Raw genomic sequence first — 15,889 nt, forward strand, 5'->3', positions numbered from 1 at the left:
TCGGCCGATTTTTTATGAATGCTAATTGAATGGATTTGTGATCATCACTTCATTATCTAAGCCGATAAAATCGTCTACATTTCGGGTTACTAACTGACAATTGTATTCGCGTGCTGTGGCTAGAATTATGGCATCGGGTAGCTTAATTTTACGAAGCTTTCGATACGTTATGACTCGGTCAGCTACGGCCTGCGTAACAGGGAGATGTTGTAGGTTACTGAACAACGTGTTGGTAAATGACTCTTCGTTTACGTTAGTAAATTTGTAGCCAACCACTTCCATGTATGTTACCAAAGAAACATACAACATATCGCCTGGTTGAGCAAATTGACTTATAGTTAGAACCCGTTTCGACAGGTAAATAGCAATATTGCTATCAAGTAGTAATTTACTCCCACTCATCACGTACTTGCTTTTGCCACTCAGATGGATCTTCGATCTGTTTGAAAAAATCAGTAGATGCCTGATCAGTCAATAGCTGATTGATCGCTTCGAAATTTGATGAAGGCTTACTTGGTTCCAACTCCCGAATGATCACTTCAACATCTTTTCCCAGCAAATCATCTATATCTGGTAATCGAATGGTGGCACTTTCCAGATGAATATGGTATGTATGCGAAACCATAGCTACTTGTTATTAGGACTCTTGTAAAGATAACATAAATCAGGGGGCCAATGTAAGTTGGCCCCTGATTTACACTGCGTCCGACAAACTTGTAAACGTAAACTCCCGGATTTTCATGGGTGGTACCAGGTAGTTGCGATCGGTTTCGGTACTGACTACCCGCTCCGGTTTGCCCAATGATTCGAGGTTGTTGAGCATGATGATCGGGCTTTCGTTGAACCGGAAATTCTTGATTGGGTGCTTGATCTTTCCGTTTTCGATGTAGAATGTCCCGTCGCGAGTGAGGCCTGTGAGCAGAATCGTTTGTGGGTCAACTTCCCGAATGTACCAGAGTTTCGTGACGAGAATGCCGCGTTGGGTACTCTTGATCATGTCTTCTAAGGATGAATTGCCCCCCATCATGATCATGTTGTTCGGGTAAGGAATGGCTTTTTTGCCCTGTTTCTGCGCCCAATACCGTTCGTAAGACAGATTTTTGACAACGCCTTTTTCAATCCACATCATCTTTTCCTGTGGACGGCCATCCCCTGACCAGGGCGATGCGGGCAACTCAGGATTCGTTGGATCGGAGTAGATTGTAACCCGTTCATCCACAATCTTGTCCCCGATTCGAGATTTGCCTCCTGCCTTGCTGAAATACGACCGTCCTTCGTCGGCGGAGCGGGCATCCATGTTGAAATAGATGTTTTCGAGCAAGACAACAGCGGCTGTTGGTTCCAGAATTACCGTGTATTTACCAGGCTCAATGGCCCGCGCTTCGGCAGAACCCTGCGCCTTCTGGATAGCAATACGGGTTGCGGCTGCGGTATCCAGTTTGGAAAAATCGCTATAGCCCCTTGCTACATAACCCGACCCTTTTCCATCAGGTGTACGGACGGTTAACGAGAAATTGACGCTGGTACTTGGGTAGTAAGCAAACAGGCCTTTGGAATTCATCATGGCATTGTAGCCATAATTGTCCTGCAAAAAGCCAGCAGCCGTTAAGTTCTTTTCCCGCGAGAGTTGCAGACTTTTATCAACTGCAGTGGCACGGGTATCGGGTGTAATTTTGGCGGTTGAATCAAAGAAACCACTCGATTTTACATATTGCTGGGGTCCTAAGATGCCTACATATTCAGGGTTTTCGGGCGCGAGTTTGGCTAACTCTTCGGACCGGCGTACCACTTTTTCGAGCGATGCATCATCGAATTCATCGATGGTTGCGGTGCCAACGCGTTTGCCGTAGGCCGATTGTACGACTAAATTTTTATTGATAAGCGAGCCGCTGGTTGAGACTTCGTTACGGGCGTAGCGGAGGTTTCCCCGTTCTTCGCCCAGGAGGTTCACTTCGCACTCGTCGGCTTTCGAGTAGCTGAGAACTTTGGTGAGCAGTGCTTTCGCTTCTGCTTCAGTAAGGATGATGGCCATATTGATTTACGAATTACGGTTTACGAATTACGATTTGTGACGAATGATAAAATGAATTGCTGAGGCTCATTTATGATTCGTAAATCGTAATTCGCACATCGTAAATGAATTAGATTTTCCGGGCTGTATTGATCACATTGACACCATTGAAGCGGGCGGTGCTGCTACCGTGCGAAACGGCGCTCGATTGCGGAGGCTGACCTTTTCCGTCGAAGAAGGACCCGCCGAGCCGGTAATCGTTCTCGTCGCAGACGGCAACGCATGAGTTCCAGAACTCCTGGGTGTTCGATTGGTAGGCTACGTCTTTGAGCATGCCCGCAATCTGACCGTCTTTGATTTCATAGAACAACTGACCGCCGAACTGGAAGTTGTAACGCTGCTGGTCGATCGAGAACGAACCATCACCAATGATGTAAATGCCTTTTTTGACATCCTTAATCATATCCTGAACCGATAAGGGCGTTTTGCCAGCGGCCAGCGATACGTTGGCCATGCGTTGAAACTGCACCGAACTCCAGCTATCGGCATAGCAGCAGCCTTGTGATTCTTTCTCACCAATGATGTGCACCTGATCCCGAATAGCCTGGTAGTTCACCAGCGTGCCATCTTTAACCAAATCCCATTTTTTAGTGGCAACGCCTTCATCGTCATAACCAACCGCACCCAATGAACCAACTTGAGTTTTGTCGGCAATCAGGTTCACTTGTTTACTGCCGTAGTTGAAATTCTTCGATTGCCATTTATCCAGCGTAGCGAAGCTGGTTCCGGCAAAATTGGCTTCGTAGCCTAATACGCGGTCGAGTTCAAGGGGGTGACCAACTGATTCGTGGATGGTGAGCCAGAGATGTGAGGGATCGAGTACAAGGTCATATTTGCCGGCTTCTACCGACTTCGCCGTATGTTTGGCCCGCGCTTGTTTGGCGGCTGCGGTCACATCTTCGAGCATGTCATAGCCCTTGTTGTAGCGAGTAGTGATACCCGTTACTTTGTCGGCGGGATTTACTTGCAGATAATCATAGCCCATGCCCATGGGCGCACTCAGGGCATTTCGGGTTTCAAATTTTCCGCTTTTCGGATCAATGGCTGTCACGTTAAAAATTGGCCAGATCCGGTGAATATCCTGATCGGCATAAGTGCCATCGGTCGAGGCAAAGTATTTCTGCTCGTTAACCATGAACAGAACGGAATTGACGTAGTTAGCCCCGTTTTTTAGCGCGGCATCATTGACCGAAAGCAGTAAATCAACCTTTTCTTTGATGGGCACTTCGAACGCATTGCGTTTGATGGGTGCTTTCCAGCTTACTTCGCCATAGCCTTTTTGAGCAGCGAGTTGAACGGGTTGCTTCATCAGTTTGGCATTTGCTTTCGCAATAGCCACTGCTTTTTCGGCCGCCTGAGCGGTGTCGGCTTCACTTTTGGCGTCAACTACGGCAGCAAACCCCCAACAGCCATCGGCAATGACGCGAACGCCAACTCCGTATGACTCAGTGTTTACGATGTTCTGCACCTTGTCTTCACGCGTGATAACGTACTGGTTCAGATAGCGCCCAATCCGAACATCGGCGTAGCTGGCACCTTTACTTTTGGCCGCATTCATGGCCGCATCGGCCAAGCGTTTTTTTACGGCTACATCCAGGCCCGGTTCCAACAGTACTTCGGGACTGACGGTACGAGAAAAAGCGGGCGGTTTAGGCAACAGGATACCAGCGGTTCCCATGCCAATAAGTTGGTTGAAATCTCGACGATTCAATGTTTGGTTCTCCTATTTATTGAATTAAGTGAAGCGTAATTAAAAGCACGGCCAAGATACAGGTTAACGCCTGAAATCTAGAATTTAACATCATAATTCACGCCAATCACCAATAGTTATTGATGAATTGCGAATAAAAGCCAAATCATTAAAAGTTGCCCGACTTAATTTTTGGATGGTAAAAGATTAATTTAAACGGTAATCCAAGGCAAAAAATAAAGGAGCCACACCAGTAGTATGTCTCCCTTGTCCTTGAAAAGATTAACTACAGAGGCACAGAGAACACAGATATCTTTCTACTAGTTGTTCTCCGTACCTCTGTAGTTAAATTTAAACAGCGTCCGATAAACTTGTAAACGTAAAGTCGCGGGCTTTTACGGGCGGAATCAGGTTGCCCCCCACTCGTATTGGGGCACCTAAGGCTTCCACGTTGTTCAGGACAATGACCGCACTTTCGTTGAAGCGGAAGTTTTTGATGGGGAACTTGATTTGCCCATTTTCGATGTAAAACGTCCCGTCGCGAGTGAGGCCTGTTTGTAACAACGTTTTGGGGTCGACCATCCGAACGTACCACAAACGGGTTACCAGAATACCCTTATCCGTGCTTTTGATCAAATCGGCCAGCGATTGATTACCACCTGCCATAATGAAACCTGTAGGCGGAGGTACCGCTTTAACGCCCTTCTTATCGGCCCAGAAACGGGAATAGCTCATATTTTTGACTACCCCATTTTCAAACCACGTTATTTTCTCTTGTGGACGTCCGTCACTAACGGCACCCCCTCCACCGAGAAAGGAACCTGTACGATTCCGGCCTTCGCCAGCAAAGGGTTCACTGGGGGCTTCCAGATTCATTGGATCAGAATAAATGGTGACACGTTCATCCAGCATTTTTTCGCCCAGACGAGTACCGCCCCCTTTTTTGCTAAGGAAACTCCGGCCTTCGTCGGCCAGCCGTGTATCCATACCACCCATCATACTCTGCAATAAAGTGCCCATAGCCGTAGGCTCCAGAATAACAGTGTACTTACCTGGTTCTAAGGCTCGTGCGTTTGTCGAGGCCAATGCTTTCTGCATGGCAATACCTGTTACCGAGCGGGTCTTTAGTTTTGAGATGTCGTTGAAATCGCGGGTGACATAGCCCGAGCCAGTGGCATCGGCTGTTCGGACGGTAACCGAAAAGTCGACCGACGTGGCTTTATTGTATCCAAACAACCCCTTGCTATTCGCAATAGCCGAAAAGCCCGCTGAGTCTTGCATAAAGCCGGCGGCACTCAGATTCTTTTGTTCGCAGGCATCAACACTGTCGAAAGCGACCTGAGCCCGATATTCAGCATCCATCTTGGCCGTATTTTCGGAATACATGGGTGTTTCAAGATAGGTCTGCGGCCCAATCATGGGCATATATTCGGGGTTTTCGGGCGCCAGACGGGCAATTTCCTCGGCCCGCCGAACAGTTCGTTCAATAGCCTTGTCGTTGAACTCATTGATCGTTGCCGAACCCATTCGTTTGCCGATTCCAGCCGTGATTAACAGCGACATGTTGTCGAATTCACCACCGGAGGAGACGCTATTCAGGGCATAGCGAATATTACTCGTTCGGCCTCCGCCCAGGCTCACACTCATTTCGTCGGCTTTCGAAAAAGACAACGCTTTATCCAGAATTTTCTTTGCTTCTTCTTTAGATATGATGGCCATGTTTTTGAGAGTCGATAGTAGTTAGGAGCGAGTAGTGAGAATGGCTGGCGCAAGCCAATGGCTTTAGAAGTATTCTCACTCCTCGCTCCTAACTACTGTTAGTTATATTTTTCGTCCTGTATTAAGTACGTTTACGCCGTTGAAGCGTGCCGTTGAGCTGCCGTGCGACACGGAGTTGATTTGCGCGGGCTGGCCTTTGCCGTCGAAGAACGTACCGCCCATACGGTAATCGCGTTCGTCGCATACTTTTACACAGGAGTTCCAGAATTCCTGTGTATTGGACTGGTAAGCCACATCTCGAAGCATCCCGACAATCTGACCATCTTTAATCTCGTAGAATAGCTGACCGCCAAACTGGAAGTTATAGCGTTGCTGATCAATGGAGTACGAGCCGTCGCCGATGATGTAAATGCCTTTTTTGACATCCTTGATCATCTCATCGACCGTCAGACGCTCTTTACCCGGTGCCAACGAAATATTCGCCATGCGCTGAAACTGCACAGTGCTCCAGCTATCGGCATAGCAACACCCCTGCGACTCGGTTTCACCCAGCATATGAACCTGGTCGCGGATGGCTTGATAGTTGACCAGAATGCCGTCCTTAATAATATCCCATTTCTTGGTTTTCACACCTTCGTCATCCCAACCTACATCGCCCAGCGAACCTGGCTGCGTTTTGTCGGCAAAGAAGTTGACGACCGGACTACCATAGTTGAAGTTTTTGGACTTCCATTTATCGATAGTGGCGAAAGATGTACCAGCTAAATTCGCTTCATAGCCCAATACCCGATCCAGCTCGGTCGCGTGCCCAACCGACTCATGGATAGTTAGATAGGTATGCGATGGGTCAAGTACTAAATCCCATTTGCCAGGTTCTACAGTCTTGGCTTTTAGCTTCAGACGAGCCTGTTTGGCGGCCGCTTCGGCATCTTCAAGCATATCGTAACCCTGATTGTAGCGAGTGGTCACGCCTGTTAACCGATCGGGAGGGGCTGTTTGGAGGTAATCGTAGCTTCGACCCATTGGCGCGCTCAGCGAATCGCGGGTTGCCATGAGACCGCTTGCCTTGTCGACCGCTGTGACGGTGAAATTGGGCCAGATTCGATGAACATCCTGATCGATGTAGGAGCCATCGGTCGAAGCAAAATACTTCTGTTCATTAATCATGAACAAGGTGTTATTGATAAAGCTAGCCCCATTTTGCATGGCAATACCATTGGCTGTCAACAACAACTCCACCTTTTCTTTAACCGGAATTTCAAACGAATTCTTCTCCACTTTCGTCTTCCAGGAGACTTCGCCAAAGCCTTTCTGAGGGGCCAATTGCACAGGCTTTTTCATAAGCCTGGAATGAGCTTTAGCAAAAGCGACCGCTTTTTCGGCGGTTCGGGCTACATCTTCCTCACTTTGCGTATCGCCAATAGCAGCAAAACCCCAGCACCCATTGGCAATTACCCGAACGCCCACGCCGAACGACTCTGTGTTAATGATGTTCTGCACTTTGTCTTCACGGGTCATAACGTACTGATTCAGATAGCGACCAATACGGACATCGGCGTAAGTGGCTCCTTTCGCGGTGGCAGCGTGTAAACCAGCATCGGCGAGTCGTTTTTTAATGGCGATATCCAAGCCGGGTTCCAGTAGTTCTTCGGCGGTGACGGTTCGGGCGAGGGCGGGCATTTTGGGCAAAAAAAGCCCGGCAGCACCCAGCCCCAATGTTTGAGTAAAGTCTCGACGATTCAAGTTGTAATCCTCCTATATGGTTAAATTGAGCAAAAACGAGTAGTCGACTTTAGTAGCAATGGAAGTGGAGAGATGTAGATCGATTTATTTTAAAATCGATTTAAATTATGAAATTAAATACCTATAAAAAATGAATTTCATATAATTAATTTTGATTTAATGTATATAGTCAACTAATTATTTGTTAATTGATAAAATAGGGGAAATTAATTGTAAAACTCAATTGAACGGCAATTTATGTCCGCTCGAATTAAAGGTTATCTAACGTAACGTGTTTGTGTATAGGTAATTACTTAGAGCCTGTATCTTCAGTCTGTGTTCTCACAGACTGAGGATACGACCAGAGTTTAGTCCAAACAAAAAACCAAAGTAAAGGCCGTTATCTCCCGATAATGGCCTTTACTTTTTTACAAAATGAATCAACGAAGTCTATACGGCGTCCGATAAGCTCGTGAACGTAAAGTCCCGAATCTTCATTGGTGGGATCAAATTACCACCTGCCCGAACGGGTTTTCCCAACGCTTCTACGTTGTTGAGCATGATAACCGGACTCTCGTTGAACCGGAAATTTTTGATCGGAAACTTGATCTGTCCGTTTTCGATGTAGAACGTCCCGTCGCGGGTAAGGCCCGTATACAATTGCGTTTGTGGGTCAACAGCGCGGATGTACCAGAATCGGGTTACCAGAATACCTTTGTCCGTGCTCTTGATCAGGTCGGCCAGTGATTGGGTACCACCCAGCATGATGAAACCGCCCGGAGCAGGAATTGGCTTAACACCTTTTTTGTCAGCCCAGTAACGAGAATAGTACATATTTTTCACAACACCATTCTCGATCCATGTCCGTTTTTCCTGCGGTACGCCATCGCCACCACCGCCACCGAAGCGACCCTGGCCACCGCCACCACCTCCTCCGCCAAATGGCGAGAGCGGCAATTCGGGATTCATGGGATCGGAGATGAAGGTAACACGCTCATCGAAGAGTTTTTCACCCAGACGAGTGCCGCCCCCTTTCTTGCTCAGGAAGCTCCGGCCTTCGTCGGCATTCCGGGCATCCATGCTCCGCATCATATTCTGGAGTAATTCCACCGAAGCGGTTGGTTCCAGAATAACCGTGTATTTACCCGGCTCCAGCGCTCGCGCACTTGCCGATGCCAATGCTTTTTGCATGGCAATTTCGGTGGTTGCTTTGGTATTGAGCTTGCTAACGTCGTTTACATCTGGGTTAGCATAACCTGAACCCAGGCCGTCGGCGGTACGGACGGTAATGGAAAAATCAACTCCGGTAGACCGATTATACCCGAATAACCCCTTGCTGTTGCCGATGCAGGCGAAGCCAGTGGTGTCTTCCATATAACCCGCAGCCGTCAGATTTTTCTTTTTACAAGGATCAATGCTATCGAAGGCAGCTTTGGCCCGGAACTCCGGATCAATTTTAGCCGTGTTTTCCGAGTACGTTCCCGTTTCCAGATACGTCTGAGGCCCCAGCATAGGCATGTACTCTGGGTTTTCGGGTGCAAGTTTGGCAATTTCTTCGGCCCGCCGAACGGTCTTTTCCAGCGAGGCATCATCAAACTCGTTGATGGTCGCCGTACCTGAACGCTTGCCATATACGGCGGTTACTGCCAGCGATAAATTGTCCGATTCGCCACTGGTCGAAACCGAGTTACGTGCGTAACGAATATTACCCGTACGATTCCCGTTCAGGCTGACACTCATTTCGTCGGCTTTCGAATAGGAGAGTACTTTATCTACTATCTTTTTTGCTTCTTCTTTCGTTAAGATGGCCATGTCTTTGAGTAGATAGAAGTTAGGAGCGAGTAGTGGGAATGGCTGGCGCAAGCCAATGGCTACCGGAAGAATTCTCACTACTCGCTCCTAACTACTGAATAGTTAGATTTTTCTAGCTGTATTGATCACGTTAACACCGTTGAAACGCGCTGTTGCACTGCCGTGCGATACCGCGCTCGATTGTGGTGGCTGACCTTTTCCATCGTTAAAGGCACCACCGAGCCGGTAGTCGCTTTGATCGCAGACGGCTACGCAGGAATTCCAGAATTCACGTGTGTTCGCCTGATAGGCCACATCTTTCAGCATACCAACGATCTGACCATCTTTGATTTCGTAGAATAATTGACCGCCGAACTGGAAGTTATAGCGTTGCTGGTCAATGGAGAACGAACCGTCGCCGATGATGTAAATGCCTTTTTTAACATCCTTAATCATCTCATCGACCGAAAGCTTTTTCTTACCCGCTTCCAGCGATACGTTGGCCATGCGCTGGAATTGCACCGAACTCCAGTTATCGGCGTAGCAGCAACCCTGTGATTCTTTCTCGCCAATGATGTGCACCTGATCTCGAATAGCCTGGTAGTTGACCAATATGCCATCTCTGACCAGATCCCATTTTTTGGTTTTTACACCCTCATCGTCCCAGCCAACGGCTCCCAGCGAGTATTCCTGTGTTTTGTCGGCCACCAGATTTACCTCTTTACTGCCGTAGTTGAAGTTTTTCGACTGCCACTTATCGAGGGTAGCGAAGCTGGTTCCGGCATAGTTGGCTTCGTAGCCTAATACGCGGTCGAGTTCGAGGGGGTGACCTACTGATTCGTGAATGGTCAACCACAAGTGCGATGGATCTAGCACGAGATCATATTTACCGGCTTCAACCGACTTCGCCGACAGTTTTTCTTTGGCTTGTTTGGCGGCTGCGGTAATGTCTTCGAGCATATCATACCCCTTGTTGTAGCGGGTTGTAACACCAGTTTGCTTGTCGGCAGGGTTTACTTGTAAGTAATCATAGCCCATGCCCATTGGGGAACTCAACGAATTGCGAGTCGAGAATTTTCCGTTCTGAGGATCAACCGCCGTTACGGTGAAGCTTGGTCCAATCCGGTGAATATCCTGATCGGCATAGGTACCATCGGTTGAGGCAAAATACTTCTGCTCGTTTACCTGGAACAGTACGTTGTTTACGAAGTTGGCACCATTCTGCATAGCCGCAGCGTTGCAGGAGAGCAACAAATCGACTTTTTCCTTGACTGGAACTTCAAAGGCGTTTCGCTTGATAGGCGCTTTCCAGCTTACCTCGCCAAAGCCTTTCTGTGGGGCTAACTGCACCGGCTCGGTTAACAGTCGGGCGTTCGCTTTGGCGATAGATACCGCTGTTTTGGCGGCTTTCGCGACGACAGCTTCATCGCGGGCATCGCCTACCGACGCAAAACCCCAACAGCCGTTGACAATAACACGAATCCCAACGCCGAATGATTCGGAATTGATAATGCCCTGCACCTTGTTTTCACGGGTCAGAACAAACTGATTCAGGTAGCGACCGATACGCACGTCGGCGTAAGTGGCTCCCATCGATTTAGCTGCGTTCAGGGCTGCATCGGCCAGGCGTTTCTTTACCGACACATCCAGACCGGGTTCCAGCAGAGCCTCGGCAGATACTGTACGGGAAAAAGCAGGCAGAGAAGGCATCATAATGCCTGCGGCTCCCATACCTAGTAATTGATTAAAATCGCGACGATTCATTGAAAAAGTGTTTTAAACACAGAGGTAATAGAGAGTGTTAGATAGTCAGAAGTAGTCAGATATAGCCAATAGTTGTCAAGTATGGATAGACAATTTCTTGACCCTTTGACAAATCTTGACTATACCTGACCAGTATCCTATACCGCATCTGATAAGCTGGTGAAGGTAAAGTCTCTGATTTTTAGTGGTGGTACTAAGTTGCCGCCGATCCGAACGGGCTTGCCCAAGGCTTCGAGATTGTTGAGCATGATAACCGGGCTTTCGTTGAAACGGAAATTCTTGACCGGAAACTTGATCTGGCCATTTTCGATGTAGAACGTCCCGTCGCGGGTAAGGCCTGTGTAAAGTAACGTTTGTGGGTCAACTGGGCGGATGTACCATAGTCGGGTAACCAGAATCCCTTTCTCCGTGCTTTTGATCATATCGGCCAGCGATTGCGTACCACCTTCCATGATGAAGTTGCCGCCCGGAGGAGTCGCGTGTACGCCTTTTTTCTCCGCCCAGTAGCGCGAGTAAGGCATGTTTTTGACAACGCCTTTTTCAATCCAGATTACTTTTTCCTGCGGACGACCATCTCCGCTGAACGCACCATTCGGTACTTCGAGATTGGTTGGGTCAGAATAGATCGTAACGCGTTCATCGAAAAGTTTTTCGCCCAGCCGAGTGCCGCCCCCTTTCTTGCTCAAAAACGAACGGCCTTCATCGGCATTCCGCGCATCCATCGACCGAACCAATGCCACCATCAGCGATGCATCGACGTTCGATACGAGGGCTGCGGGCTCCAGAATGACGGTGTATTTGCCAGGTTCCAATGCTCGTGCGCTCGACGATGCCATTGCCTTTTGCATGGCAATTTCGGTCATGTTTTTCGTACTGAGCTTCGATACGTCGGTTACGTCCTGCGTAGCGTAGCCAGAGCCCATACCGTCGGCTGTGCGTACGGTAATCGAAAATTCTACCGATGTTTCCCGGTTGTACGCAAAAAGCCCTTTGGTATTTCCGATAGCGTTGAACCGAGTTGAGTCTTCCATATAACCCGCAGCCGTCAGATTCTTTTTCCGGCAAGGATCAAGGCTTTCGAAAGTAGCCTGCGCCCGATAATCGGGGTCCATTTTAGCCGTATTTTCGGAATACGGATCGGTCTTCAAATACGTCTGAGGCCCCAACATGGGCATGTACTCGGGGTTTTCGGGGGCTAGCTTAGCAATTTCTTCGGCCCGCCGAACAGTCTTTTCCAGCGATGCGTCGTCAAATTCATTGATAGTTGCTGTACCCGAACGCTTACCATAAACGGCGGTGACGCCCAGTGACAAGTTCGTGCTTTCGCCACTGGTCGAAACCGAGTTGCGGGCATACCGGATATTCCCCGTACGCCCTCCCGACAAGTTGACACTCATCTCGTCAGATTTCGAGAAAGAGAGTACCTTGTCAATTATCTTTTTTGCTTCTTCTTTGGTTAAAATGGTAGCCATTTTTTTGAGTAGATAGAAGTTAGGAGTGAGGAGCGAGAATCCATCCGGTAGCCATTGGCTTGCGCCAGCCATTCTCTCTCCTCATTACTCTCTCCTAATTTCTATTAGTTATATTTTCCGTCCAGTATTGATTACGTTGACGCCGTTGAACCGGGTGGTTGCACTACCGTGCGACACGGCGCTGACTTGAGAGGGTTGCCCTTTACCATCGAAGAACGAACCGAATGTGCGGTAGTCATCTTTGTCGCAAAGCTGGGCGCAGGAGTTCCAGAATTCCTGTGTGTTGGACTGGTAAGCCACATCGTCGAGCATACCAACGATTTCGCCATTCTTGATTTCGTAGAACAATTGACCGCCGAACTGGAAGTTATAGCGTTGCTGGTCAATAGAATACGAACCCCGACCAATGATGTAAATGCCTTTGTCGACACCTTTGATCATGTCGAATACGGAGCGTTTTTCAGTACCCGGCTGTAGCGATACGTTCGGCATGCGCTGGAACTGTACCGAATCCCAATTGTCGGCATAGCAGCAACCGTTCGATTCTTTTTCGCCCAGGATAGCCGCCTGATCACGAATAGCCTGGTAGTTCACCAGAATGCCATCTTTAATCAGATCCCACTTTTTGCAGGGAACGCCTTCATCGTCGTAGCCAACGGTTCCGAGCGTGTAAGGTTGCGTTTTGTCGGCTACAATGTTGACTAATTTGCTGCCGTAGTTGAAGGTTTTTGTCTTCCACTTATCCAGCGTCGCAAAACTGGTTCCGGCGTAGTTGGCTTCGTAACCTAACACCCGGTCGAGTTCGGTTGGGTGACCAACCGATTCGTGGATGGTAAGGCCGAGGTGATTGGGATCTAAAACGAGGTCGTACTTGCCCGGCTGGACGGTTTTGGCGGTTAATTTTTCCTTCGCCTGTTTGGACGCCATAATGGCATCTTCAACCATGTCGTAGGAGTTCCGGTAACCAACCAGTCCGTTAGGCGCTTTGATTTTTTCCGAATCCAGTCCGTCCAGATACTCATAACCCATGCCCATCGGTGAACTGATAGCATCGCGGGTTTTAAACTTTCCGGCGGCCCGATCAACTACCGATACCGTGAACGTTGGCCAGATTCGGTGAACATCCTGATCAATGTAGGAGCCATCGGTCGAGGCAAAATACTTTTGCTCGTTGATGAAAAACAGGTTTGAGGTAACGAAAGCCGCTCCGTTTTTCATTGCTTCTCCATTCACATTCATCAGCAGGTCAATCTTCTGCTGAACCGGAATGTCGAAGGCGTTTTTCTTGATCGGCGTCTTCCAGCTTACTTCGCCAACACCCTTCTGCGGTGCTAGAACAACCGGCTCCGTTTGGAGTTTGGCATTCGCTTTAGCAATGGCAACGGCTGTTTCGGCACATTTAGCAATGGCGTCGGGCGTGACATTGCTGGTGGCGGCAAAACCCCAGGTTCCATTGGCAATAACCCGGATACCTACGCCAAATGATTCGGCGCTGGTGATGTTCTGTACTTTGGTTTCGCGGGTGAAAACGAATTGCTGCAGATAGCGTCCAATTCGAACGTCGGTGTAGGTGGCCCCTTTACTTTTGGCTGCGTTAAGAGCGATGTCGGCTAAGCGTTTCTTGGCGGCTGTATCGATGCCTACGCCCCGGCCGCTGGCTTCACGCAGGTACTCGGCTGATACAGAATTGCCGAACACAGGGACACCAGCTGTTAGCAGGCCACCAATGCCTAAGCCAGACAACTGGATAAAATCTCGTCTTTGCATGTACTCAGAAGAAGATGATTGTTGATGAGAGAGCTTAATATACTCCCGGAAAAAGCACGAATATGGCTAAAAAACGTGAACTGATTAATATAGAAGTTTTATTTTGTGACAAACGGTGAACCATTAGTAAGCTAATATTCCCAATATTATTCGGTAAAATTGCTCATACGTAATTTATTATTTTCCAGTAAAAACAAAGGAATTTGACCTTGGCTATGGCTATTTATACTCAACAGTTAGAAGAATTCTTTCAGGACATTTTAATTTCAATTCAAGCCAACATTCGTGACCTGGAAGAGAAGAAAACCTTCGCAGGCCGAAACGTCGGACCGCCCTAAGGAGCAAGATTACATCGACGGGCGGTTATTTAGCTATATCGAGATGCTGGCTATCCTGCGAGCATCGACGCGTGACAGTGGCATTGATCTAAAATCGATTGGATGATAAATAACAATGCCGTGACTGATCGTTATTCAGTCACGGCATACTATGGTTAATGAGAGAGGCCTACTTTGTGGCTTTCTTTGGCTTCTCTTCTTTTACTTTTGCTGCCTTTGTGGCTTTCTCCGCTTTTGGTGCTTCGGTTGTTTTAGGGCCTTTTGATGACTTGGCTTCTTTAGCTGGTGCTACTGGCTCCTGGCTCATTACCGATCCACGTACAAATGTTCCCCAGGTCAGGTTGTCTTTGCCTTTTTGTAGTTTTTTAGCTCGCTCAATGGCCATATTCGCAGCAGCTTCGACTACCCAATCGAAATTCTCCTGCCCGACCGAGTGGATATCGGCATCAGGAGCCGGATTGCAGAAATCAATCGCGATGGGGATACCGTCGCGCACGGCAAACTCAACTGTATTGAAATCGTACCCGAGACCGTGGTTTAGTTTCAATACGTAGTCGGTCATGGTGGCGAGGAGTTTCTTACCCGCGTCGCCCGTGGTTTTCATTTCGGCAGCATACCGTAGGTGATGCGGGTTACGAGGTTCGTAAGGCATAATGCGTACATCTTTGCCTCCAATGCAATAGCATCGGAAATAATCGGTAAAGTCTATGGCTTCCTGGTACAGCATAACTAGCTGACCTGTTTCGTCATAGGCTTTAAACATCTCATCTGGATTATCGACTTTATAGACGCTTTTCCAGCCACCGCCCGCATGAGGTTTCATGAAGGCAGGGAAGCCAATATGTTGAAAAATGCGATCCCAATCCATGTGTTTCAGATTCCGAAATGAATTGTGATTGGTGTCGTCTGGTCGTTCTTTAGAAGGGAGCAAAATGGTTTTTGGAACCGGAACCCCGAGTTGAACGGCGAGGGCATTATTGAAAAATTTCTCGTCGGCACTCCACCAGAATGGGTTATTGACAACAGCTGTACCGGTCAACGCTGCGTTTTTTAAGAATGCCTTATAAAAAGGTACATCCTGCGAAATCCGGTCGATGATAACGGCGTAATCAGTTGGCACGCTTTGTTCAACCTGATCAATGCTGACAAATTCGGCCGGAAAGGCACTTTGTTTTTCGTTGACTCGATCGACAAAGGCCTGTGGGAATGTATTCTCTTGACCGAATAAAATACCTATTTTGGCTTTGGTGCTCATAGTGAATTAGTTAAGTGCTGAATAAAGTGATGCTGGTAAAACAATAAGATAGCAAGTTGATTACTTAACTAAGGCAAGTTGCAGTTGTTAAGGCAGAAAAACAAAAAGCCTCGTTTATGACTAACGAGGCTGGGTGATGATCTGGAACATAAATCAATTGTAAAATGCCGAGCATACATATTGACTTAATATGAAGCCTTGTTCATTACTGTGTTGGATGTACATGTGTAACCCTTGAGGGGTTGTACGAAAATTGGCTCGAACAAGTGAAAAAGTTAACATAGAGGAAAAAATATGCAT

At 48.0% G+C, this 15,889-nt stretch carries 12 protein-coding genes; 1 reads left to right on the forward strand and 11 read right to left on the reverse strand.

Translation table 11 applies throughout. From position 1 onward, the window contains the following. Positions 1 to 21: 21 nt before the first annotated feature. From ACYVGR_RS14365 to ACYVGR_RS14410, 10 genes are all read right to left on the reverse strand, one after another. Positions 22 to 402, reverse strand: coding sequence for a type II toxin-antitoxin system VapC family toxin (locus tag ACYVGR_RS14365; protein ID WP_460957750.1), 381 nt, complete (start codon positions 400 to 402; stop codon positions 22 to 24). Next, the gene (locus ACYVGR_RS14370; protein ID WP_460957752.1) at positions 389 to 625 is read right to left on the reverse strand and encodes a hypothetical protein; all 237 of its coding nucleotides are present in this window, start codon (positions 623 to 625) and stop codon (positions 389 to 391) included. The genes ACYVGR_RS14365 and ACYVGR_RS14370 overlap by 14 nt, the downstream gene beginning before the upstream one ends. 69 nt (positions 626 to 694) lie before the next feature. Next, a complete protein-coding gene (locus ACYVGR_RS14375) occupies positions 695 to 2,032 on the reverse strand; it encodes a TldD/PmbA family protein (RefSeq protein WP_182463920.1) in 1,338 nt (445 codons plus the stop codon). 109 nt (positions 2,033 to 2,141) lie between these two features. Then, complete coding sequence (locus ACYVGR_RS14380) at positions 2,142 to 3,782, reverse strand: TldD/PmbA family protein (protein WP_182463919.1); 1,641 nt, start codon at positions 3,780 to 3,782, stop codon at positions 2,142 to 2,144. Between the two features lie 330 nt (positions 3,783 to 4,112). Further along, a complete protein-coding gene (locus tag ACYVGR_RS14385) occupies positions 4,113 to 5,480 on the reverse strand; it encodes a TldD/PmbA family protein (RefSeq protein ID WP_460957755.1) in 1,368 nt (455 codons plus the stop codon). Positions 5,481 to 5,582: 102 nt separating this feature from the next. Then, entirely contained in the window at positions 5,583 to 7,223 is a 1,641-nt protein-coding gene (locus tag ACYVGR_RS14390; RefSeq protein WP_460957757.1) for a TldD/PmbA family protein, read from the reverse strand. 429 nt (positions 7,224 to 7,652) lie between these two features. After that, complete coding sequence (locus ACYVGR_RS14395; protein ID WP_460957807.1) at positions 7,653 to 9,014, reverse strand: TldD/PmbA family protein; 1,362 nt, start codon at positions 9,012 to 9,014, stop codon at positions 7,653 to 7,655. Positions 9,015 to 9,116: 102 nt separating this feature from the next. Beyond that, positions 9,117 to 10,757, reverse strand: a complete 1,641-nt coding sequence (locus ACYVGR_RS14400) for a TldD/PmbA family protein (RefSeq protein WP_460957759.1) — start codon at positions 10,755 to 10,757, stop codon at positions 9,117 to 9,119. Between the two features lie 137 nt (positions 10,758 to 10,894). Further along, positions 10,895 to 12,229, reverse strand: a complete 1,335-nt coding sequence (locus ACYVGR_RS14405; protein WP_460957761.1) for a TldD/PmbA family protein — start codon at positions 12,227 to 12,229, stop codon at positions 10,895 to 10,897. A gap of 108 nt (positions 12,230 to 12,337) precedes the next feature. After that, a complete protein-coding gene (locus ACYVGR_RS14410) occupies positions 12,338 to 13,996 on the reverse strand; it encodes a TldD/PmbA family protein (RefSeq protein ID WP_460957763.1) in 1,659 nt (552 codons plus the stop codon). A 285-nt stretch (positions 13,997 to 14,281) separates the two neighbouring features. Between ACYVGR_RS14410 and ACYVGR_RS14415 the strand changes: the two genes are divergently transcribed. After that, positions 14,282 to 14,440 (forward strand): hypothetical protein, encoded by a 159-nt coding sequence (locus tag ACYVGR_RS14415; RefSeq protein WP_460957765.1) that lies wholly within the window; start codon positions 14,282 to 14,284, stop codon positions 14,438 to 14,440. 63 nt (positions 14,441 to 14,503) lie between these two features. Here the strand turns inward: ACYVGR_RS14415 and ACYVGR_RS14420 are convergent, their stop codons facing one another. After that, positions 14,504 to 15,589, reverse strand: coding sequence for an ATP-grasp domain-containing protein (locus ACYVGR_RS14420; protein ID WP_460957767.1), 1,086 nt, complete (start codon positions 15,587 to 15,589; stop codon positions 14,504 to 14,506). Positions 15,590 to 15,889 lie beyond the last annotated feature (300 nt).

Source organism: Spirosoma litoris (genome assembly GCF_054776755.1).